The following is a 22,399-nucleotide window of genomic DNA, read 5'->3' on the forward strand; positions in this document are numbered from 1 at the left end:
TGCTATCAGTGTAGCTTCTATAAAACAAATTTTTTAGGAAGATTGTGAAGAAGTTCGGTATTGATGATTTCAGCACAAATACCAGGTTTTTCCCAATGCCCGTTGTGTCCGCAGTCCAGGATATAAGACTTTATATTGGTTCTGTCCGGAAGATTTTTAATCATAGGTCCTGTTTTTACCGCACTGTCATGTTTACCGGCCAATACCAGAATTTTAGCTTCCAGGTTTTCCATAATGTGTTTTTTATCGGATCTTTCTACCATTCCTTTTACGCAGGCCAATGCTCCCATATTATTGGTAGAAAGAGCTGTTTCAAGGGCGGTTTCAATCTTTCCTTCCAGAATGTCTCTTTCATTAGGATTGAAGAGATTGGGAATTCCTGCTCTTGCATAATGAGCGAATGCATCCTTGATGATCCTGTAGCTTTTGATGCGCTGTTGCTTTTTTTCTTCATCATCTGCAAAATAAGTAGAAAAGAATAAAGTAAGACTCTTTAATGTCTCAGGATATTTTTCTGCAAAAGCAAGTGAAGTGTATCCTCCCATGGAATGTCCCAATAAGTGGACCCTCTCCAGATGAAGATGATCAATAACTTTCTTAACTTCTTCAGCCATGAGTTCCATGGTGTGTATCTCTCCTAAAATTTCAGATTGCCCATGACCGGGAAGATCTATTTTCAGAAGAGAAAAATCTTTGGAAAGATGAGGCTCCATATCACTCCAGATAGATAGATTTTCCATAAATCCGTGGAGTAAAACCAATGTTTCTTTTCCGTTTCCTTTTCTTTCAAAATTCAGCATGATTTCAATATGTATAGAAGTTAACAATAAGACTAAAACAGCAGACCGGCTGCCGATGAATTCTATTCAAATTTAAACAAAAAAGAATAAGTGTTTAAATAGCCAACAACATAAGGTGGGAAAAAGCCTTGCAGGTTGTCGAGTCCGGATTTAAGCGTGTGTTGGATTTACCAAAACGTTTTAATACAATTATATTTGAATGAGCATAAAAAAAGCTATCTCAACAAGTGAGACAGCCTTTGGTTATTGAACTAACTCTTTATAAACTTTGGTTTCCCAGGGTTTGATGTCTGCAATTCCATAGCGTTCTTTTTTAGCAATGGCAAGGTTGTCCAGCATATCCACAAAATTTTTATAGTTGGCCTCATCTGTTGGTTTGATAATGACCGTAAAGTTCTGTGGTTTTGGTGCATTTTTATAGGCTTCATCAATAATTTTAGAAATTTTTATTCCGCTAAAATCAGTTTCTTTCAGGTTGCCTGTACTTAAATCTGTTGCATTGCTCTGGTGATAAAATACCCTGTTATCTTTTCCGAGAATGAAAGTTACCTGATTTCTATAGTCGATCACTTCTTTTGGAAGCCTGCTTTCAGGGGTTTTTGCCGGAAGCCCCAGATCCATTACATTGGGTTTTGTAAAATTGGTTGTAAACATAAAGAAGGTGATGAGTAAAAAACCTAAGTCTACCATGGGAGTCATGTCTACCCTGATCATTTTTTTCTTCTGTTTGCCGCCTTGTTTTTCTTGTGCGATTACTTCAGCCATAATTAATGCTTTAAAATGTTAAACGGTATTGAATGAAAATTTAAAAACCCGATCGTAGTTTTGAGAAATCGATACAAAGTTCGTACCTAAAATGAAAGAGTGTTAATTATTTTTGTGTTTCTTTAATAAGAAATAATTAAATACTGTTAAATCAATGCATTAAAAAAGCCTTATCAATGCGTTGATAAGGCCTGTAATATCTTGTAATATTTTAAAACAAACACTATTTGTTTTTCTTGAAATAATTGACTCCACACTCCAAAAACTTCTTAAAGTCTTCTTTTGGCATATATCCTGAAACAGGAGTATTGATTACTTTGCCGTCAGGGGTGATCAAAACATAGTGAGGCTGTGAATTATTATTAAAATTAACCTGCTGGAATAAGCTCCATCTGTCTCCTATTGTTTTTACTTTTTTAATCTGTCCGTCTCCAAGGTCAATTTTAGTTTTTTGATCCTCAGGAAGCTCTTCTTTGTCATCTACATATAGAGAAGCTAAAACCACATCATTTTGAAGGATAGGTAAGATATCTGCCTCACTCCATACAAATTCTTCCATTTTCCGGCAGTTTTCACAACCGTATCCGGTAAAGTCAATAAGGATTGGTTTATTTTCTTTTTTGGCAATTTCAATGGCTTTAAAGAAATCATGTTCCGGGTGCATTCCTAAAATACCATCCTTTTCGTCATGGAAGTAGCTCACATTTAACGGAGGAAGAATTCCACTCAGCAATTGAAGCTTAGGACGGTCGGAAGGAATTAATCCCTGAACCAGATAAATGACAAAACCAAATCCTAAAACTCCAAGGATTTTTCTTGTAATAGAAATTTTAGGTTTTTTGTCGTCGTGAGGGAATCTGATTAATCCAAATAAATATAAAGCCAATCCTAAGGCAATAATGATCCAGATCGCGATGAAAAGTTCCCTTTTCAGGAAGAAGGTTTTCGATACCAGATCCGCTTTCGATAAGAATTTTAATGCCAGTGCCAGTTCTACAAAGCCCAGAACTACTTTCACAGTATTCATCCATCCTCCTGATTTCGGAAGGCTTTGTAATGCCTGTGGGAATAATGCCAGTAATCCAAAAACAATAGCCCATGCTAACCCGAATCCTGCCAGGGCAAATGTCAATAGCATAGGCACATTTGAAGATCCGGTAACGGCACTTCCTAATAAGCTTCCCAGGATAGGCCCTGTACAGGAGAATGAAACGATTACCAACGTCAATGCCATGAAGAAAATACCGATAATACCGCCCGCTTCTTCAGCTTTAGAAGATTTATTGGCAATTGAGCTTGGTAAAGTAATATCATAATACCCGAAGAAACTTCCGGCAAAGAAAATGAATATGATAAAGAAGGCAATATTCAGCCACACACTTGTGGAAATCTCATTGAAGATGTTTCCTGCAATCCCATCAATAACATGGAAAGGAATACTTAACAGTACAAAGATAAGCAGGATAAAAAAGCCATAGATAAGGGCATCTCTCTTTCCTTTGGCTTTATTTTTATTTCCTTTTGTAAAGAAGGAAACCGTTAACGGGATCATAGGAAAAACGCAAGGTGTCAGCAAAGCAATCAAACCTCCGATGAAGCCCAGAAATAGATAAGTCCAGTAATTTTCATCCACTTTTGTTGACGCTGTTCCGCAATCCGTTAATGGATTTTTGAAATCAATCGTTTCAATTTTAAGCTGTTTAGGATCCAGTGTTGAAGTTTCAGCCACTGTAACTTCTTGTTTTGCCGGATTTTCTGTAATGGTTTCAACTATTTTCGCTGAATCTTTTACAGCAACTTCGGTTTCTTCAGGAGCAACCTCTTCAGTAGCTCCTTTTGGAGTAACCTTTTGATTGAATTCTAACGTATTGGGAGCAAGACAAACCCTGTCATCACAAGTCTGATAAGTAATCTCAGAAGTAACGTCAGCCGGTTTTGCCGGGTCTTTTTAATTTGAATTTCTGTTTGAAGCCCGCTGTATTGGAATAGTAAACGATAGTTCCTCCGAAAGCCTCCGAAAATTCTTCATGCTTTTTACCTACTTCAGTAAATTTTCCGATCAGCTCAATATTTTTTCCTGAAACTTTATACTCGGTGGGAATCCCTGTGTCTTCAGGAAGATCCTTAGAGTAAATATGCCATCCACTCTCCATGGTGGCATTTAAAACTGCTTCATACTGGTTATTCCCCAGATCGTTAATGGTGAACTTAAACTTAACAGGGTTTTTTATCTGTGCATTAATTCCTGTTGCTAAAAAGAGTAGAATTAATAAAAACCAATTTCTAAATTTCATTTTTTGTTTCATTAAAAATTTTGAGACTCCATTTTGTTTTCTCATTCCTTGCATATCTTTTATCTTGTCTGAGAGGCAATACTCCAAGTACGGAATTGTGGCTGTCAGTCAGTATCCAAATTTTTTGCTTCGCTAAAATAGATAATTTTTCGTCCCTAAAAAACTTAGAAACTTTCTTTTTCCCCGAAAAACCAGACGGATAAAATTCATCTCCATCCTGCTGTTTTCTTAAATACAGTGGAAAGTGAAGTTTTTTAGCATCAAAATACCATTCAAAACTTTTATTGATTTCTTCAATATTTTCTATAGTACCGATATTCATATTGATCTGATGTTCTGAAAAATCAAAATGATCCATTAGAAGAATTTCTGTTTGAGTTTCCTGATTCTGGGTCCTGTCAACCAATATTAATTCATTCCGGTTAACAATCAATCGGTATTCTTTGGAAAAAAAAGAACTGTTGTTTCCTGCCTTAAAAATTTTAGGGATTTCTTCTTCCTGATTAAATCCGTATTTTTTCAGAATCTCAAACTTCACAAAATCGCTTTCCTGATCCAGTTTTTCTTTTGATAGAATTTTATGGCTTTGGTTAAATACGGTGAGGTTATTTTCAATATACTGAATCTGCTTTTGAACAAAATCTTTGGTCTGATTCAGGTAAGAGGAGCTTTTTTTAAAGTTATCAAGGAAGTGATCATTGGTTTCCAATAATTTCGGAACAATTTCGTTTCTGATCTTGTTTCTTAAGTAATCATTTTTTTTTATTGGAAAGATCTTCCCTGAATTCAATCCCGTGCTCTCCGGCAAACTGATAGATTTCTTCCTTAGAGAAATTTAAAAGCGGGCGAAGAATATGATGATCACGGGAAGGAATACCGCTTAATCCTTTAATTCCCGAAGCCTTTGAAAGATTAATAAGAAATGTTTCCAACTGGTCATTAAGATGATGGGCAGTAACAAGATATTTCAGTTTTTCCTTTTGCTGAATTTCTTTAAAAAAACGATAACGGAGCTCCCTTGCCCATAACTGGATAGAATTTTTCGGCTTCTGATCTTTTCCGGAAACTTCATACAGGTGAAATTTTACATGATTTTTCTCACAAAAATCCTGAACTACTTTCTGGTCCAGGTCAGAATCTTTATCCCGGAGTTTATAATTGATATGAGCTATCTGAAAATCATATTCCGTACCCCGGCTGTCAATTCTTAAACCCTGAAATAATGAGGCTAAAACCATAGAGTCTGCCCCTCCGCTCACCGCTAAAAGGTATGTTTGTTTCTCAGGCTGGTGAATGAGATTTTCTAATTGATTTCTAAAGCTTAATTTTTTCAACATATATGTTGAGAATTTCTTTTATGCAAAGATAACCCATATAATTCAATTGAATTTCCATAACTTTGAGTAGTCTAAAAAATGATTACTTATGAAGATTTTAAAAAATTTTAGCAGTTTCTGCAATGGCGCTGGGAATGACATCTTGTGTCAGTAAGAAGCAATATGATGCTTTGAGCACAAACTATAAGCAGTGTATTGAAAATATCGGGGAAAGACAAAGAGAAATTCAGGATTTGAAATCTCAGAATTCTGCATTGACCGGTGAAAATAATTTACTGAAAAGTCAGCATGATGCTTTAAAATCATCCCTGGATGCATGTTTATCCAATACAGGAAAAAGTTCTGCTAACATTGATAAAACTGGTGGGAGAAATCAACGCTTCCAATTCATATATCAAACAGCTGATTTCAAGCAATGCTAAAAACGATAGTCTGAACCTCGCATTGTCTAACAAGCTGAAGAGATCTTTAGATAATGTATCTGATGAAGATGTACAGGTGAAAGTATTGAAAGGAGTAGTAATGATCTCCCTTTCTGATAAAATGTTATACAAAACAGGAGATTATAATATTCTACCTGCCGCTCAGGAGGTACTGGGTAAAGTAGCCAAAGTGATCAATGACTATGATAAATACTCAGTATTGATTGAAGGTAACACAGATAATGCTCCGTTGAATTCCCCAAATCTTCCAAGAGACAACTGGGATCTTTCTGCATTAAGAGGAACTTCGGTAGCTAAGGTGCTTCAGACCCAATTTGGAGTAGACCCTGCGAGGATTACTGCAGGAGGGCGTTCAGAATATAATCCGAAAGCAACTAATATGAGTGTATCCGGAAGAGCGGAAAACAGAAGAACGGAGATCATCATTATGCCTAAGCTGGATGAATTTATGAAACTGATGGATATTGCTCCTAAAAAAATAATTACTGAATAATACAGTACAGAAGATCCCGAAAATCGGGATCTTTTTTTTATGTAATGAATTGTGCTATTTTTAGATGTAACTTTTCAATAAATTATTCAACTTATTGAAAATAAAATCGATATAGTCTTTTGAGAGTCAATGAAGTATTGTTGAAAAAGAAGAGTACCACCGCCTATCCTGTATTTGCATTTAAAAATAAATAATAGTTATATGAAAAAAATTATTCTATCGGTAAGTTTATTAGTTTTCTCTTTATCTGGAAAGGCTTTTGCACAAACTGAGACTTCCGGGAGAGAAAAAATATATAAAGCTACTCATACAAAAAGTACTGAACTGAAGCATACGAAACTGAAAGTTAATTTTGACTATCAGAAGGAACAGATGAACGGAGAAGAGTGGCTCACAGCATCTCCCTATTTTTATCCATCAGATTCATTGATACTGGATGCGAAAGGTATGTTGATTCATGAGGTAGCAATGGATAGGGAAGGAAGCCGTATTCTATTAAAGTACCACTACAGTGACAATATTCTTAGGATCAATCTTGATAGAACATATCGCCAAAACCAGGATTATACGGTTTATATAAAATATACTTCCCGACCTAATGTAGTAGAAGAGCAGGGAAGTCCGGCAAAAGGACTTTATTTCATTAACGCAGATGGTAAAGATCCTGATAAGCCTATTCAGATCTGGACAGATGGTGAATCTGAATTCTCATCAGTATGGTTTCCAACGATAGATAAGCCTAATCAAAAAACTACCCAGGAAATTTATATGACCGTTCCAGACAAATATATTACCCTTTCTAATGGTATTTTAAAAGAGTCTCAAAAAGAACCTGGTAATATGAGAACGGATCATTGGGTAATGGAGAAAAGGCATGCAGTATATCTTTTCTTTATGGGGGTAGGAGAATATAGTGTAGTAAAGGATAAATGGAGGAATGTTCCGATAGATTATTATATAGAAAAGGAATATGAGCCTTATGCCAGACAGATCTACGGAAATACCCCTGAAATGATGGAATTTTTCTCTAAGAAGCTAAATTATGATTATCCCTGGCCCAAATATTCACAGATTACCGGAAGAGACTATCCAAGTGTAGCTATGGAAAATACGACTGCTACTATTCATAATATGGGGGTAATGCAGAAGCCAGGACAATTAATTGATGAAAATAAATGGGAAGAATATATTGCTCATGAGTTGTTCCATCATTGGTTCGGGGATCTGGTAACTGCAGAGAGCTGGAGTAATCTTACCCTGAACGAGTCATTTGCAAATTATTCCCAATATCTCTGGAATGAATATAAATATGGGAAAGACCAGGCGGATTATCATTTATTATCTAATGTCAATAAATATATTAATAGTCCTTCGAACTTTAAAAAAAGATCTTGTGAGATTTAGTTATGATTCCCCTGAAGATACTTTTGATGTAGTATCCTATGAAAAAGGAGGCGGAATTCTTCATATGCTGAGAAACTATTTGGGGGATGATGCCTTTTTTGCCGGGATAAGTGATTTTCTAAAAACCTATGAGTATAAAAATGCAGAGGTTCAGCAATTAAGATTATCATTTGAAAAAATATCCGGAAAAGATCTGAATTGGTTCTTTAATCAATGGTATTATGGGAGTGGAAATCCTAAATTACAATATTCATATACTTTTGAACCTGTTAAAAAACAAGTAGAAGTGATGATTGACCAATCACAGGAAAACCCTTTTGAATTTCCTTTGGCAATAGACGTTTATGATAATGGAAAGCCGGTACGGTATAATGTATGGGTAAAGGCTCAGGCAAAAAATAGGCTTAATTTTAATGTTTCCACAAAGCCTGATTTGATTAATATTAACGCTGATGGAGTATTGCTTTCTGAAATTACAGATAAAAAAAACGGCTGAACAAAATCTGATTCAGTTTACTCATTCCAAAGAGTTTTTAAGCCGTTATAAAGCATTGGTAGGTATTAAGGAGGATTTGAATAATCCAGCATCTGTTAAATTGTTATCCGCAGCTTTGAAAGATCCTTTCTTTAGAATCAGAATTAAGGCCTTGGAATTATTGGATCTTACAGACGCGAAGCAAAATAAATATCTGATTGCGGATGTTGAAAAGATAGCTGCTGAGGATTCAAAAACGTTAGTGCAGGCAGCGGCCATTTCTGCTCTGTCTAAGACCAAAAATAAAAAATACCTGCCACTATTCGAAAAAGGAATAGATGCGGTGTCCCACTCGGTAAAAGCTAATTCATTTCTTGCTATCATGGCTACAGATCCTTCAAAAGCCAAAGCTCTGGCTAATAAAATAGATCTTTCACAAGCCTCTAGGGATATGGTTGTTAAAATGTTTCCCATTGTTATTGAGAACAAAATAGATTCTCAAATGCAATATACTGTCTCCATTGTGGCTCTTTATCCATTGGTAAAACTACGTAATCCGGTATTGGGAAAATTTGCAGAAGAAGGATTCAACAGAATTATGGAGTCTGATGATTTAGCTGCAACAAAGGGAATTGCCAATGTTTTAAATCAGGAAAAAAATGAACTGACAAAAGATGCTGAAATTAAAAAGGAAATTTATACTGCATTGGAAGCAGGATTAAATAAAAAGAATGAACTTTTAAATAACAAGCCACAAAATCAGGGGAACATTAGTAAACAGATTGCGGTATTGAAACAAATAATGACGAAATATAAATAGCTTTTTGAGGTATTCTAAAAACAAATCCCGAAGAAATTCGGGATTTATTTTTTTAATCAGATTAATTCTTCTTTTTTCAATAATGAAATAATTCTTTTCAAAAGTGAATTGGATATTCCAGCTTTGGTTTTTTGAGCAGAAGTTTTCGTTTTACTTTTTTGCAAGACGATTTTTTGATTCCCATGGTTAGTTTGTTTTTCTTCTGCCATCATTTTTTGTTTCTCTTAGTGTTTTTACCCGTTTTCTATGTCACAAAGATAGGAGTAATATTTCATAAAAACATCCGTATTTTCCCGGTTTTTTTAATAGGTGTTTTCCCGGTCCTGATTTTGTTAATGTATTTTGCTTTGAAAATCAATTGTTTGTATTTTAGAAATGTGTATATTTAAGTCTCTTAATCGAGAATAATAAGAGTAATCCGAAAATCTTAAAGAGTAGGAGATAATGCTAAATCAAATAATTATGAAAAATTCAAAAAAAACTCTCAAGAGGAGAAATGAAAAATGTACAGGGAGCCGCTACGGAATGTAATCCACAAATAATCTGTCAAAGAAGCAGTGATTGCTGTCCGGGATGGGCATGTCCTTCAAAAGGGCGCTATTGTATAGCTATATAATGATTTTTTTGTTTCAAAGTATAGATCTAGGAAAGAGAGGGATTAATTCCCTCTTTTTTATATCTTGTTATTAGAGGAGTGATTCAAAAGTTTTAAAATCCTTAAATTTGTTTAAATTAAGAATGGTATGAGTTTTTTTGAAGAAAAGAATCCTGAAATGGATCGATATTTGGAAGCACACGCATCCACGGAATCCGAAATCCTGAAAAAGCTAAGAAGGGAAACTTATCAAAAAAACGACGCAGCCCCATATGATCTCAGGATATCAGCAAGGGAGGTTACTGACAATCATTTCCCAGATGATGCAGCCCAAAAAACGTTTTGGAAATAGGAACATTTACAGGGTATGCCACTTTGTGTCTGGCAGCAGGACTTGCAAAGGACGGGAAAATTACCACCCTGGATGTGAATGAAGATCTGGCCTATCTGCCAAAAAAATATTTTGAATCCAGCGAGTATGCCGGCCAGATTGATTTTAAACTTCAGGATGCCAAAGAATTTTTAAAAGAAACCGATGAAGTTTTTGATCTCATTTTTGTAGATGCTGATAAAGAAAATTACGCAGACTATTTCAGGTTGATTAAACCAAGAACACAATCCGGATCTGTGATTTTGTTTGATAATGTTTTGTGGTATGGAAAAGTATTGGAAGAAAACCCCAGGCTGAAGTCTACCCAATCTATTCAGGAATTGAATGATTTGGCTGCAAAAGATGAAGATTTTGAAAATCTTATTTTACCTTTGCGTGATGGAGTAAACTTCCTTCGAAGGAAGTAATAATAAAAGATTAAGAGATTTAGGAATAAAGCGATAATGTAATTCCTAAATCTAAATCTCTTAATTTTCCTAATTTCTAAAAGAATAAAATGAATAAAGGAATTTGTACTGTTACAGTAGCACCGGTGCGCGCAGAAAATTCTGACAAGGCTGAAATTGTTACAGAAATATTGTTTGGGGAAAGTGCAGATATTTTAGAAGTCAGTAAAAACTGGACAAAAATAAAAAATGCACTATGATGGCTATGAAGGATGGATGGATACCAAACAGATCAGGCCGGTAACAGATGAAGAACTTGCCGGAAGGAAAGTAACAGTTGTAACAGAAGATTTTGCATCTGTATTGATGAATGACGGGAAGACCTTATTATCAATGGGATCTGAAGTAGAATTTCCTGTTGTGGCATCAAGAAGGAGCCATGATATACGTGAAAGTATTGCGCTTACGGCAAGAGAATTCCTGAACGTACCTTACTTATGGGGAGGGAAAAGCTTTTTTGCGGTAGACTGTTCTGGATTTACCCAATTGGTCTATAAAATTCATAATGTTAAACTTCCCAGAGACACTTATCAGCAGGCCGAAGTAGGGGAGCCCCTTACTTTTGTTGAAGAAACACAACCCGGAGACCTGGCTTTCTTTGAAAACGAGGAAGGAAGAATTATCCATGTGGGAATTATGCTGGAAAACCAGAAAATTATTCATGCTTCAGGAAAAGTGCGTATTGATATTCTTGATTCTACGGGAATATTCAATAAGGAAATGAATAAGCATACCCATAAACTGAGAGTCATTAAAAGCGTTTTATAATTCATCTGAATACCTTCTGAAATGGAAAATGTTTTATTCATAATTTTTGATGTTTTTAATTTTGGACTGGTTATTTTTTTATGGTGGCTCACTTTTAAACACTATAACAATTTACCTCAGAGAATACCTGTTCATTTCGATATGGATGGTAAAGCGGACAGGTTTGGCAACAAAGCTTATTCTTTTTTAATGCCGGTTTTTGCGATATTGATGTTCGCTTTATTTGCGTATATCACCAGACACCCTGAAGAAGCTAATTTTCCAGTGGAAATTACGGCCCAGAATGAAAATGCCCAATATCTGATTATGAAAGTTGTGTTAAGGACTTTATTCACACTGATTATGATACTTTTTTTGAACAATCAGGATTATATGTTCAGATATGCTTTTGATGAAAATGCAAAGCCCAGAATTTCTATGCTGACAGTTATTTTATGCGCTATTGGATTTGTACCAGCTATTCTTTTGATCACCCATTTCTTTAAATGATACATTCTAAAAATAATTCGGAACACTATACCTGGGGAGATAAGTGTGACAGCTGGATACTGAAAGACTCACAGGACCTGTCAGTTAAACAGGAGATAATGCCCGGAGGAACTTCAGAAAAATTGCATTACCACAAAACAGCCACACAGTTTTTTTATATTCTGAAAGGAGAGGCCGTATTGTATGTCAATGAAGAAAAATATATAGTCCGTCAAGGTGAATCCATTTCCATTGGACCAGGGATAACACATTTTATCTCTAACGAAACAACGGAAGAAATAGAATTCTTAGTAATATCAAGCCCTTCTACCCATCAGGACAGGTTTGTAATCGAAAAATAATCAAAATGGCTTTTCTCTATAACATATTTATTAGTCTTCTCATTTTCGGAATGAAAGCCTTTTCCCTGTTTAATGCCAAAACTAAAAAAGGAGTTGAGGGCAGAAAAGAATCTTTACATAAGGTGAAAAGAACTTTCTCAAAATCCGATAAGGTCATATGGATGCATGCCGCCAGTTTAGGGGAATACGAACAAGGGCTTCCTGTATTGGAAAAACTGAAAGAGAAACTTCCGGATCATAAGATTCTGATCACATTTTTCTCCCCATCAGGCTACGAAAATGTTATTAAAAAGAAACACATTGCCGATGAGATCTGCTATTTGCCTTTTGATAAAAAAAATATTATAAACGGGTTTACGGAGCAGCTTAACGTTAAACTATTTTTTACGGTGAAATATGACTACTGGTATAACCTTCTTGCTGAGCTTAAAAGCCGGAATGTGCCTGTGTACGTAATTTCTGCTTTATTCTACGAAAGACAGTCTTTCTTCACTTCATATGGAAAATGGTTTGTTAAACAGCTGAAAAGAAATGTAGACTGGTTCTTCCATCAAACCCACTTCTCGATGGCTCTTGCTAAAAGTGTAGGCCTTCTGCAGTCCTCCGTAACAGGAGACACAAGATTTGATAGAGTGAAACAGCTCAGAGCACGCAATAATCACGTTGACTTTATTTCAGATTTTATTGGTAATCATAAATCGGTTGTATTCGGCAGCTCATGGCAGGCAGAAGAAAAAATAGCAGAAATGATCTTCAGAAAAAATCGGGCCATCAAAATGATTATAGCACCTCATGATCTGAAGAGGGTAGAACATTTAAAAAATATTTTTCCGGATGCATTATTGTATAGCGAAACAGGAAACAGCCAGCCATCAGCTTACAACGCTCAGGTTTTGATTATCGATAGTATAGGTTTACTCTCAAAGCTCTACTCATATGCCGATGTAGCAGTAGTAGGAGGAGGTTTCCATGATGCCGGGCTGCATAATATTCTGGAGGCTGCAACATTTGGAGTTCCTGTGGTATTTGGCAACCATTATAAAAAAAATCCGGAAGCAGACGGCCTTATTGCTGCGGAGGGTGGAAAAGCTTTTCAGGAAGAGCATACTGCAGCTGAATTTGTTTTATTTCTTACCAATGAAGAAAATAAAGAAGAACTGGAGCGGATGTCTCAGAATGCACAAACTTTTGTAGATGAAAAGCCGGATTCTACGGAAATGATTCTTCAAAAGATTTTATCGTAAAAATCCCTGGCTTTTGATTTCCTTCATAATGACATCAATATTGTCGGGAATTCTTTCACTTTCCAGCCAATTGAAATCCAGCCCGTTATTGATGCAGAGTTTCTGCATATAATGATTCTGGAGTATTTTCTCCCGGATATCTTTCAGATATTCATCAAATTCCATCCAGTAGTCTTCATCCAGCTTCTTAATTAAAATCAGGGATCTGAAAACCTTGTTGATGATATAAATGTATAATTTGTAAACATTGTCAAACCTTTGTCTGCTGAGGTCTGCATTGTATTCCAGAATTTTACTGATCAGCAAAAGATTAAGAGAAACTTCCCCGAATTTATCCGTTGTTATTTTGATATGTTCGGTAATCTCTGCACTGATTTTTCGGATAACGCTGAGGAAGTATTTGGCATTTCCGATATATTTTGAAGCCAGATGTACTTTTTCCTCTACATTTTCCTCCATTGTATTCCGCTTATCATCGGTAGTTTCCGGATCGATAAGTTCGAAATACAGCTTTTTTGACAATAATTTATCCTTTTTAAGAAGTCTGAAAATAAGTTTGTCTTTTTCTGCATCCGAAAAGGCACTCAATGCAGCTTTAAATTCTTTTGAATACTCCATTAATTGAAAATTTTAGAATATTTAAGGAATCCGTTCATTGCCCAATTCGCAGTATAATACAGCGATTTTAGAGTAGAAAACCCCATGAAATCTTTATAAACCAGGTATTGATCCCTGATGATATTTTTTTTTCTTTCTGGAGACACTGTTTTCACGCATTCTGTATTTTGCCATTGTTTTGTTTATAGGCATACCCTCGGGAATTGCTTTTAATAAATTGAGCCACATCACATGATCCTCACGTTTGCTTTTTACCGGAAATAAAAATTTTCCTACCCGTTTCGTATCATACATGGTAGATACAGGTGCCAGCCGGCAGGTCTTCAAAAGATTAGAAAACGTAACCACTTTATCAGCCAGGAAATCCTTCAAAACAGGCTGCAGTTGCTCATTGCACCTTGAATAATTGCAATACACAAGTTCTGCATGATGTTCATGCATATAGGCTGTCATGGTTTCAAGGTATTCCGGATACCAGTAGTCGTCAGAATCAAGGAAGGCAATATATCTTCCCTGAGCCCTTTCCAGGCTTTTGTTTCTTGCATTCCCGGCGCCTCCGTTTTGCTTCAGTACATGGAGCTTTATTCTTGGGTCATTATACCTTCTGATGATCTCAACCGTATTGTCCTTGGAGAGGTCATCGGTAATCAGCCATTCCCAGTTTTCATAGGTCTGGTTCAGGACAGAATGTATAGTTTCCTCAATAAATTCTGCAGAATTATAACACGGAGTGATGATGGAGACGAGGTCTTTCATTTGCGTTCTAAAATATATTCAAAATTATAAAAATCTTTTTTTCATAAAAATGCCAGGAAGCAATTCCCACCCCGATTACCGTAAACATACATATAAAGCTCATTACATACGGATTGTAATCCTCAAAAAAATCCTAATGTCTGGAATATACGGATTATAGGGAAATGGAAAATATAAATTCCATACGTAAAGTCACCGTATTTTCCAAAGTTATTGAGAAACCTGAATGAATAAGCAATATATAAAACGATAATACTGATCATCATCGGAGAAAATAGCTTTATTTTAAGAATAAGATCAATCCACACCGTCAGTATGGCAATTATAAAAAGACCATGCTTATGTTGAATAAATTTATCAAAATTAAAATACAGAAGCATTCCCCCGATAAAATAACATAATGATCCGGGTAATTGCCTTGAGATGGCAGTCCTGCCGGTCATTTCAAAATAATTAAGGAATAATAAGGATAGAAAATACAATACAATAAGACTGGTATTTCTGTATTTGTTTTTCTTTCCGAATAATAAGAACATGAATGGAACCGCAATATAAAAGCACATTTCTATTTTGAGGGTCCATAATGCACCATTTACAGCCTGGTTGCCGAACACTCCAGGCAGCCACGGTGCTTTAAAATTCAGGAAAAGGGAATTCCAGAACCAGTATTTGTAAACCTGTGTATTGCTGAAATATTCAGAGAAAGATAAAGTGCTTACCAAACTCAAGAGTGTGGTGCAGAGAAACACAACCAGTAAATAAGCAGGAACAATCCGGTTAAATCTCTTTTTTGCATAGCTTTTTAAACTTGAGGATCGCTCATAGCTTCTGGCAATAAGAAAACCACTGACGATAAAAAACGAGAAAACGGCGACTTCCACAGGGCTATAAGTTAGAAAATGGAGCTGGTCTGCTTGGCTTAATGCTCCCAAATGTCCTACAAAGACAATGAAAGCAAGGAGAACACGGATGAAGTCAAAATTGTTTTTCGTTATATCCTGCATTTGTTTTTTCTACAAAAATAACTTTTTTAATAAAACAGAGGGTTTTTATCCTGTTCATATTTGTTAAATAGGAGCAAAATGCTCCCCGGGTATTTTAAAAAATATATAAATAAAGGTTGATGGAATAATTTTTCACAAAAAATAGTGTTATAAATCAAAAAAATTATAATTTTAGCCCTTGAAAAAATTGATCTATGAAGAAATTAACATTACTATTTGCAGGTTTATCATTATTTGTGGCTACCGGATGTACCAGTAGTAATGATGATGTCATGGAAGCCCCTCTTGTAGGAGTCTGGCAACCGTTGAAAGAAGTTGTTACTACAGTGGAAACAGGTGAAGATCCCGTTTCCGACCTGATTACCTATACGGAATGCCAGAAACAATCCAGATGGAGGTTCAATGCAGATGCTTCCGGGAAAAAATCTGAGGTTGAAGAGGGAACCGTTGCCGGACAATGTAATCCTTTACCTGATAAAAACTTTACCTATATTTATGATAAAGGCGGAAAGTCTGTACAAATGAAATATCAGGGTATCGTAGAACCGGTAAATGCAAAAGTGATTACCCTGGATGCTACAACCCTCAACCTGGCAGTAAGAGAAGAGACCCAGGATCCGACTGTATTCAAAACAAGGACGTATACTTTCAAGAGAATTCCTCAGTAATCAGTATACTTCAGGATATAAAAATTAGTCTCATCCCCGGATGAGATTTTTTTATTAAATAGTAAATAAGAATTCATCATAAATTAAAATTTCCATTTCTTTTAAAATCATTATTTTTGTGAACCTTGTTTTAAAAGAGAGAACAATATTAAAAGTCTAACATATAACAATCTATATATAAAGTGTTTTACGATCATCAGCAGATAGAAAAAAAAGTGGCAGAAGTATTGGGAGGATAATCAAACCTATAAAACCTCCAACAACACAGATAAACCTAAATTTTATGTACTCGATATGTTTCCGTACCCATCCGGAGCAGGGCTTCACGTAGGTCACCCGCTGGGATATATAGCGTCGGACATTTATGCAAGGTATAAAAGACATCAGGGGTTTAATGTCCTCCATCCGGTAGGATATGACAGCTTCGGACTTCCTGCTGAGCAGTATGCCATCCAGACCGGACAGCATCCTGCCATTACTACAGAACAAAATATTAACCGATACGAAGAACAATTAAGGAAAATCGGATTTTCGTTCGACTGGAGCAGGGAAGTAAGAACTTCAGATGCTTCGTATTACAAATGGACACAATGGATCTTTATCCAGTTGTATCATTCCTGGTATAATAAAAATACCGATAAGGCAGAAGCGATTGATACCCTGATCAGACATTTTGAAGAAAAAGGAACAGAAGGATTAAATGCCAACCAGAACGATGAGCTGAATTTCACTGCAGAAGAATGGAAAAATGCTTCGGATCTTGATAAAGAAGATATCTTATTAAACTATCGTCTTGCTTACAGAGCAGAAACTACTGTAAACTGGTGTCCTGCCCTAGGAACGGTTTTGGCAAACGATGAAGTAAAAGACGGAAAATCTGAAAGAGGAGGGTTTCCGGTATTTCAGAAGAAAATGATGCAGTGGAGCATGAGAATCTCTGCCTATTCCGAAAGATTATTGCAGGGACTTTCTACATTAGACTGGCCACAGCCGTTGAAGGACTCCCAGGAATACTGGATCGGAAAATCCCAGGGTGCGCAGGTTCAGTTCCAGGTAGATGGGCATGACGAAACCGTTGAGGTTTTTACCACAAGACCTGACACAATCTTTGGAGCAACCTTTATGGTATTGGCACCGGAAAATCCTTTAGTGGATATCATTACTACAGATGCTCAGAAAGCAGAAGTAGACGCTTATATAGAAGAAACTTCCAAGAAAACGGAAAGAGACCGGATGGCTGATGTGAAAAAACGTGAGCGGAGCTTTCACAGGAAGCTATGCAATCAATCCGTTCAGCGGAGAAAAAATGCCGGTTTATATCTCAGATTATGTATTGATGGGATATGGAACAGGAGCGGTAATGGCTGTCCCTGCCCATGATGAGCGTGACCACCGTTTTGCAAAGAAATTTAACCTTGACATTAAAAAAGTCGTAGAAACGGAAGAAGACGTGCAGGAAAAATCTTTTGATTCTAAAGATTCCGTTTGTGTAAACTCTGATTTCCTGAACGGGTTGAATTATAGTGATGCCAAGGCAAAAATAATTTCCGAAATTGAAAACAAAGGAATAGGCCACGGAACTACCAACTACAGACAGCGTGATGCGATTTTCTCAAGACAACGTTATTGGGGAGAACCGGTTCCTATATATTATAAGGAAGGAATGCCGTACACGTTGCCGGTTTCTGCTTTGCCGCTGGAACTTCCTGAAGTTGAAAAATATTTACCAACAGAAGATGGTGATCCGCCACTGGGAAATGCTAAAACATTTGCCTGGGATGAGGTAAATCAAAAGGTTGTAGATACCGGCTTAATAGATGATAAAACTGTTTTCCCGCTGGAATTATCTACCATGCCGGGGTGGGCAGGAAGCTCATGGTATTTCCTTAGATATATGGACCCGAACGATGAAGAAGCTTTCGTTAAAAAAGAGCTGGCAGATTATTGGGGACAGGTAGATCTCTATATAGGAGGTAGCGAGCATGCCACCGGTCACCTGCTATATTCCCGTTTCTGGAATATGTTCTTAAAAGACAGAGGATATATCAGTCACGATGAGCCCTTCCAGAAACTAATCAACCAGGGGATGATTTTAGGGATGAGCGCATTTGTTTACAGAATTGACGGGACTAATCAATATGTATCTAAAAATTTAGCCGGTGAATATCAGACCCAGCAGATTCATGTGGATGTATCCTTATTAAAAGGAACTTCTGATGAGTTGGATACTGAAGCCTTTAAAGCCTGGAGACCAGACTATGCAGATGCAGAATTTATTCTGGAAGATGGAAAATACATCACAGACCGTGAAGTAGAAAAAATGTCCAAGTCCAAATACAATGTGGTAAATCCTGATGATATCTGTGAAGAATACGGAGCAGACGGATTGAGGCTATACGAAATGTTCTTAGGACCATTGGAACAATCCAAGCCCTGGAATACACAGGGACTTAGCGGAGTATATGGTTTCCTTAAAAAATTCTGGAACCTGTACTTCAACGGAGATGTATTTGAAATTTCTGAAGAAGAACCTACAAAAGCAGAATATAAAGTATTGCATACCCTAATAAAGAAGGTCGTTTATGATATTGAAAACTTTTCATTCAATACTTCGGTATCATCATTTATGATCGCTGTGAATGAGCTTCAGAAATTAAAATGTAACAAGCGCAATATTTTAGAGCCGTTAGCCGTTATCATCTCTCCATATGCTCCTCACATTTGTGAAGAACTTTGGAATTTATTAGGGCATAACGAATCGATAGAATTTGAACAATTCCCGGTATTGAATGAGGATTATCTGGTTGAGGACGAAATTGAATATCCGGTAAGCGTAAATGGTAAAATGAAGTTCAAAATTTCCCTTTCAGCTCAATTTTCTGCTAAGGAGGTAGAAGATTTGGTGATTTCAAGCGAGAAAATGCAACAGATTTTGGAGGGAAAAACCCCTAAAAAAATCATTGTAGTCCCTCACCGTATTGTGAATATCGTAATTTAAAAAAAAATTAACATTGGCAAATTAAAAAAAATGAAGGTCTAATTTTTTTAATTTTTTAAGTCAAATGTTAAATTTGGGAAAAATACATAAAATATTTTAAAATAATTATTAGATCGAAATCGAATTAAAATTTCTTTATCAAAAAAAAGCAAAATGTTTAATTAAGACTCTTGCATTTTAATTAATTTTGCCTTTAATTTACACCCTGTAAAATTTTAAAACAATATAATTTAGTTAAATATGGAAATGAATGTTTCAAAAAATGATGAGCAAGTAGTTGCTAGAAAGGCAGGAGGTTTAAATCCAGCTGTTATTATTCCTATTCTATTTGCTATAGGAGTATGTATTTATTTATTCGTTCTTGGTAGCCCAGGAAACTTTAAAGATGCAGATAAACTTGGAAGTGGATCTGTAGCCTTTTCAAGTGTTGAAGGAAAAGACATTCACCCAGAATCGTTTTTAGGGATTATCTACAAAGGAGGAGTAATCGTACCAATCTTGATTACTTTTATGATTACAGTAATCGTTTTCTCTTTTGAAAGATATTTCGTTCTTGGTAAAGCTGCTGGAAAAGGAAACTTAGACAACTTCGTTGTACAGGTAAGAAGCTTACTAAACCAAAACAAAATTGACGAAGCTATCGAAGAGTGCGACAGACAGCAAGGTTCTGTAGGTAACGTAGTAAAAGAAGGTCTTACTACTTATAAAGCACTTGCTCACGATACTACACTAAATAAGGAGCAGAAAATGGTAGCTCTTAACAAAGCTATCGAAGAAGCTACAACTCTTGAGATGCCAATGCTTGAGAAAAACATGATGATCCTTTCTACTTTAGGTACAGTTGCAACGTTAGTAGCACTACTTGGAACGGTAATCGGGATGATCAAAGCGTTCTTCGCATTAGGTTCAGGAGGTGGTACTCCGGATGCAGCTGCTCTATCTACAGGTATCTCTGAAGCCTTGATCAACACGGCTTTAGGTATTGGTACTTCAGCAATCGCTATTATCCTTTATAACTTCTTTACTTCTAAAATTGACGGATTAACTTATAAGATCGATGAGATCTCTATGAGTATCCAACAATCTTTCGCTGAATTCAACTAAGAATTAGCAGGAAATTTGCATTAGCAATTAAAAGAAGTTTAATTAAAAATATTTTATAATAATGGCGAGAGTCAAACCAAAAAGACATGGAGTAATTACGGACATGACTGCAATGTGTGACGTTGCGTTCCTACTCCTTACGTTCTTTATCTTGACCACTCAGTTTAAAAAACCTGACGTGGAGCAGATCAAACCGCCATCTTCAATTTCGGAAAAATTGCTTCCTGATGCTAGTTTAATGACTATCAATGCTACTCCGGACGGAAAATTCTATTTCCAGCCAGTAGAAAATGCATCAGAAAGAGTTGCTCTTTTGGATAAAATGGGACAAAAGTATGGTATTACTTTTGATAACAATCAAAAGGCTGCATTTCAGAAAGTTCAGGCAATTGGAGTTCCAATGAACCAGCTTAAGGGGTATTTGGATATGTCTGAAGATGAGCAGAAAAATTATAAGAGTCCTACAGGTATTCCTATGGACAGTACAAATAAACAGTTAATTGACTGGGTAAAAGAAAGTTTGAGCGTTAACCCTGACTACAAGTTGGCCATTAAAGGTGACGTTACCACTCAATACCCTAAAGTTAAAAGTTTATTTGAAGGTTTAAGAGATATTGATTTTCTTAAATTCTGGTTGATTACATCACAAGAAGGTAAACCTAACGAATAATATCGATAGAAATGGCAGAAGTACAAGTACAAGAAAAAGGCGGCAAGGGCGGCAAGGTCCGTTCCAAGAAGCAAAGTACGAGAGTCGATATGACTCCGATGGTGGACTTGGGTTTTCTATTGATTACCTTCTTTATGTTCACAACTACATTCAGTAAACCGAATGTTATGGACCTAGGTCTTCCGGCTAAACCTAAAAAGGATCAGCCGAAACCTCCTCCAACAGAAATTAAACTTTCTAACTCTATTTCTATCTTATTAGGAAAAGACAACAGAGTTTTCTGGCACCAGCAAGATGCCACATCTTTGAATGACCAGACTCTTATGGAAACTACTCTTGATAGAGAAGGAATTAGAAAAGTAATTCAGCAGGCAAAATCTAGAGCTGCAGATCAAGCGAAATTTACCGTGATCATTAAGCCAACTGACGATGCTGTATATAAGAACTTTGTTGATATTCTTGACGAAATGGCAATTACTAAGAGTGAACAATACGGTGTTACCGATGTGAAGCCTTGGGAGAAAGCTGTTTATGAAAAGAAAGTGGGTGGTGCTGCTGCGCCGGCTGCTACAAAGTAATTTAACCATAAAATTGTTATATCTAATCTATGGCAGATGAAAATGTATACGGTCAGAATCTTACTTTAGACGAGATTGTATTTGAAAATAGAAACAAGGAATATGGTGCCTATGATCTTAGACATCAGTATCCGAGACTTTTAACAAAGTCATTTATTATCGGAACAGCTTTATTCCTTTTGGCAGCTTTGTCTCCGTTCATCTATCTTACGATCAAAAATCTTACAGCGCCGCCTAAGCAGGAAGTAAAGGCAGATCTTGTAGATATTATCGAAGAAGAACCGATTATCGAGCAGCCTAAAGAAGAAGAACCACCTCCACCACCTCCACCACCAAAAGAAGAGGAGAAAATTGAGGTGATTCAGAACGTAGTTCCTGAGCCTGTAAAAGCTCCGAAAATTGAAACTCCGCCACCACCGATTTCTAAGCAGTTGGAAACTACAACTGGTTTACAGAATCAGGAGGGGGTAAAAGCTCCGGCTTATACACCACCGCCGCCACCACCATCTACTGGTACCAAGGCATCTACTGTGGAAGTAAAGCCAAGCAATAATCCTAATGAAATCTATAAAGATGTAGACCAGTCTGCAGAATATCCTGGAGGTATGGGGGCATTAAGAAAATTCTTAGGAGATAACTTTGATACTTCTCTAATGGAAGGAGGCGAAGGTACCCTTAAAGCTAAGCTTAAGTTCGTTGTAGAAAAAGACGGAACTGTTTCCGGGGTTACTATTGAGGAGAAATCTCCAAATAGCGACTTCAACAATGAAGCAGTGCGTGTAGTGAAGAAACTTAAAAAATGGACTCCTGCGAAAAGAAACGGGGAGAGCGTTAGATCTTACTATAGCGTACCGTTCACAATGAACTTTGAATAAGACTTATTTATTCAAAATATAAA

At 36.4% G+C, this 22,399-nt stretch carries 18 protein-coding genes and 6 pseudogenes; 14 read left to right on the plus strand and 10 right to left on the minus strand.

Annotated features, from left to right (window positions below; genetic code table 11):
- Positions 1-17: 17 nt before the first annotated feature.
- The 6 genes from HX13_RS00715 to tilS (HX13_RS25835) form a co-directional block, all read right to left on the minus strand.
- Positions 18-800: an alpha/beta fold hydrolase gene (locus HX13_RS00715; protein WP_050019554.1), complete on the minus strand. Its 783-nt coding sequence runs from the start codon at positions 798-800 to the stop codon at positions 18-20.
- A 243-nt stretch (positions 801-1,043) separates the two neighbouring features.
- Positions 1,044-1,565, minus strand: a complete 522-nt coding sequence (locus HX13_RS00720; RefSeq protein WP_050019555.1) for a biopolymer transporter ExbD — start codon at positions 1,563-1,565, stop codon at positions 1,044-1,046.
- A gap of 223 nt (positions 1,566-1,788) precedes the next feature.
- Positions 1,789-3,294 carry a protein-disulfide reductase DsbD family protein gene (locus HX13_RS00725; protein WP_410493092.1) on the minus strand — a complete coding sequence of 502 codons (1,506 nt, stop codon included), beginning with the start codon at positions 3,292-3,294 and terminating at the stop codon, positions 1,789-1,791.
- A gap of 196 nt (positions 3,295-3,490) precedes the next feature.
- Complete coding sequence (locus HX13_RS26210) at positions 3,491-3,859, minus strand: hypothetical protein (protein WP_410493093.1); 369 nt, start codon at positions 3,857-3,859, stop codon at positions 3,491-3,493.
- A complete protein-coding gene (gene tilS, locus HX13_RS25830; protein WP_316931201.1) occupies positions 3,849-4,667 on the minus strand; it encodes a tRNA lysidine(34) synthetase TilS in 819 nt (272 codons plus the stop codon). Before tilS (HX13_RS25830) ends, HX13_RS26210 begins: the two co-directional genes overlap by 11 nt.
- Positions 4,612-5,196 carry a tRNA lysidine(34) synthetase TilS gene (gene tilS, locus HX13_RS25835; RefSeq protein ID WP_316931202.1) on the minus strand — a complete coding sequence of 195 codons (585 nt, stop codon included), beginning with the start codon at positions 5,194-5,196 and terminating at the stop codon, positions 4,612-4,614. Before tilS (HX13_RS25835) ends, tilS (HX13_RS25830) begins: the two co-directional genes overlap by 56 nt.
- A 122-nt stretch (positions 5,197-5,318) precedes the next feature.
- On the opposite strand from tilS (HX13_RS25835), the pseudogene HX13_RS00735 reads away from it, so the two are divergent.
- Positions 5,319-6,132 (plus strand): annotated as a pseudogene (locus HX13_RS00735) (OmpA family protein).
- Between the two features lie 201 nt (positions 6,133-6,333).
- Positions 6,334-8,831: pseudogene (locus tag HX13_RS00740) on the plus strand (M1 family metallopeptidase).
- A gap of 56 nt (positions 8,832-8,887) precedes the next feature.
- Here HX13_RS00740 and HX13_RS22365 read toward each other — a convergent pair.
- Positions 8,888-9,043, minus strand: coding sequence for a hypothetical protein (locus HX13_RS22365; protein WP_156173229.1), 156 nt, complete (start codon positions 9,041-9,043; stop codon positions 8,888-8,890).
- 254 nt (positions 9,044-9,297) lie between these two features.
- Between HX13_RS22365 and HX13_RS26215 the strand changes: the two are divergent.
- From HX13_RS26215 to HX13_RS00765, 6 genes and pseudogenes are all read left to right on the plus strand, one after another.
- Positions 9,298-9,447 (plus strand): annotated as a pseudogene (locus HX13_RS26215) (CCPGW family putative bacteriocin); the annotation flags it as partial.
- A gap of 127 nt (positions 9,448-9,574) precedes the next feature.
- Positions 9,575-10,224 (plus strand): annotated as a pseudogene (locus HX13_RS00745) (O-methyltransferase).
- Between the two features lie 89 nt (positions 10,225-10,313).
- Positions 10,314-11,031 (plus strand): annotated as a pseudogene (locus HX13_RS00750) (NlpC/P60 family protein).
- Positions 11,032-11,052: 21 nt separating this feature from the next.
- Positions 11,053-11,520, plus strand: a complete 468-nt coding sequence (locus HX13_RS00755; RefSeq protein ID WP_050019556.1) for a DUF1648 domain-containing protein — start codon at positions 11,053-11,055, stop codon at positions 11,518-11,520.
- Positions 11,517-11,861, plus strand: a complete 345-nt coding sequence (locus HX13_RS00760) for a cupin domain-containing protein (protein WP_050019557.1) — start codon at positions 11,517-11,519, stop codon at positions 11,859-11,861. The genes HX13_RS00755 and HX13_RS00760 overlap by 4 nt, the downstream gene beginning before the upstream one ends.
- A gap of 5 nt (positions 11,862-11,866) precedes the next feature.
- Complete coding sequence (locus tag HX13_RS00765; RefSeq protein ID WP_050019558.1) at positions 11,867-13,105, plus strand: 3-deoxy-D-manno-octulosonic acid transferase; 1,239 nt, start codon at positions 11,867-11,869, stop codon at positions 13,103-13,105.
- On the opposite strand, the gene HX13_RS00770 is transcribed toward HX13_RS00765, so the two are convergent.
- From HX13_RS00770 to HX13_RS00780, 3 genes are all read right to left on the minus strand, one after another.
- A complete protein-coding gene (locus HX13_RS00770) occupies positions 13,097-13,723 on the minus strand; it encodes a hypothetical protein (protein ID WP_050019559.1) in 627 nt (208 codons plus the stop codon). The genes HX13_RS00765 and HX13_RS00770 overlap by 9 nt on opposite strands.
- A gap of 93 nt (positions 13,724-13,816) precedes the next feature.
- The gene (locus HX13_RS00775) at positions 13,817-14,479 is read right to left on the minus strand and encodes a glycosyltransferase family 2 protein (RefSeq protein WP_238554929.1); all 663 of its coding nucleotides are present in this window, start codon (positions 14,477-14,479) and stop codon (positions 13,817-13,819) included.
- Positions 14,480-14,601: 122 nt separating this feature from the next.
- Positions 14,602-15,483: an acyltransferase family protein gene (locus tag HX13_RS00780; RefSeq protein ID WP_050019560.1), complete on the minus strand. Its 882-nt coding sequence runs from the start codon at positions 15,481-15,483 to the stop codon at positions 14,602-14,604.
- Positions 15,484-15,677: 194 nt separating this feature from the next.
- On the opposite strand from HX13_RS00780, the gene HX13_RS00785 reads away from it, so the two are divergent.
- The 6 genes and pseudogenes from HX13_RS00785 (at position 15,678) to HX13_RS00810 (ending at position 22,376) form a co-directional block, all read left to right on the plus strand.
- Positions 15,678-16,151, plus strand: coding sequence for a lipocalin family protein (locus HX13_RS00785; RefSeq protein WP_050019561.1), 474 nt, complete (start codon positions 15,678-15,680; stop codon positions 16,149-16,151).
- Between the two features lie 182 nt (positions 16,152-16,333).
- Positions 16,334-19,149: pseudogene (gene leuS / locus HX13_RS00790) on the plus strand (leucine--tRNA ligase).
- Positions 19,150-19,389: 240 nt separating this feature from the next.
- On the plus strand, positions 19,390-20,253 hold the full coding sequence (locus HX13_RS00795; protein ID WP_002976280.1) for a MotA/TolQ/ExbB proton channel family protein: 864 nt from the start codon (positions 19,390-19,392) through the stop codon (positions 20,251-20,253).
- Between the two features lie 61 nt (positions 20,254-20,314).
- A complete protein-coding gene (locus tag HX13_RS00800; RefSeq protein WP_050019562.1) occupies positions 20,315-20,923 on the plus strand; it encodes an ExbD/TolR family protein in 609 nt (202 codons plus the stop codon).
- Positions 20,924-20,934: 11 nt separating this feature from the next.
- Positions 20,935-21,501, plus strand: a complete 567-nt coding sequence (locus HX13_RS00805; protein WP_050019563.1) for an ExbD/TolR family protein — start codon at positions 20,935-20,937, stop codon at positions 21,499-21,501.
- Between the two features lie 29 nt (positions 21,502-21,530).
- Complete coding sequence (locus HX13_RS00810) at positions 21,531-22,376, plus strand: energy transducer TonB (RefSeq protein ID WP_050019564.1); 846 nt, start codon at positions 21,531-21,533, stop codon at positions 22,374-22,376.
- The last annotated feature ends 23 nt before the right edge of the window (positions 22,377-22,399 follow it).

The organism is Chryseobacterium sp. P1-3 (assembly GCF_000738495.1).
GTDB classification, from domain to species: domain Bacteria; phylum Bacteroidota; class Bacteroidia; order Flavobacteriales; family Weeksellaceae; genus Chryseobacterium; species Chryseobacterium gallinarum.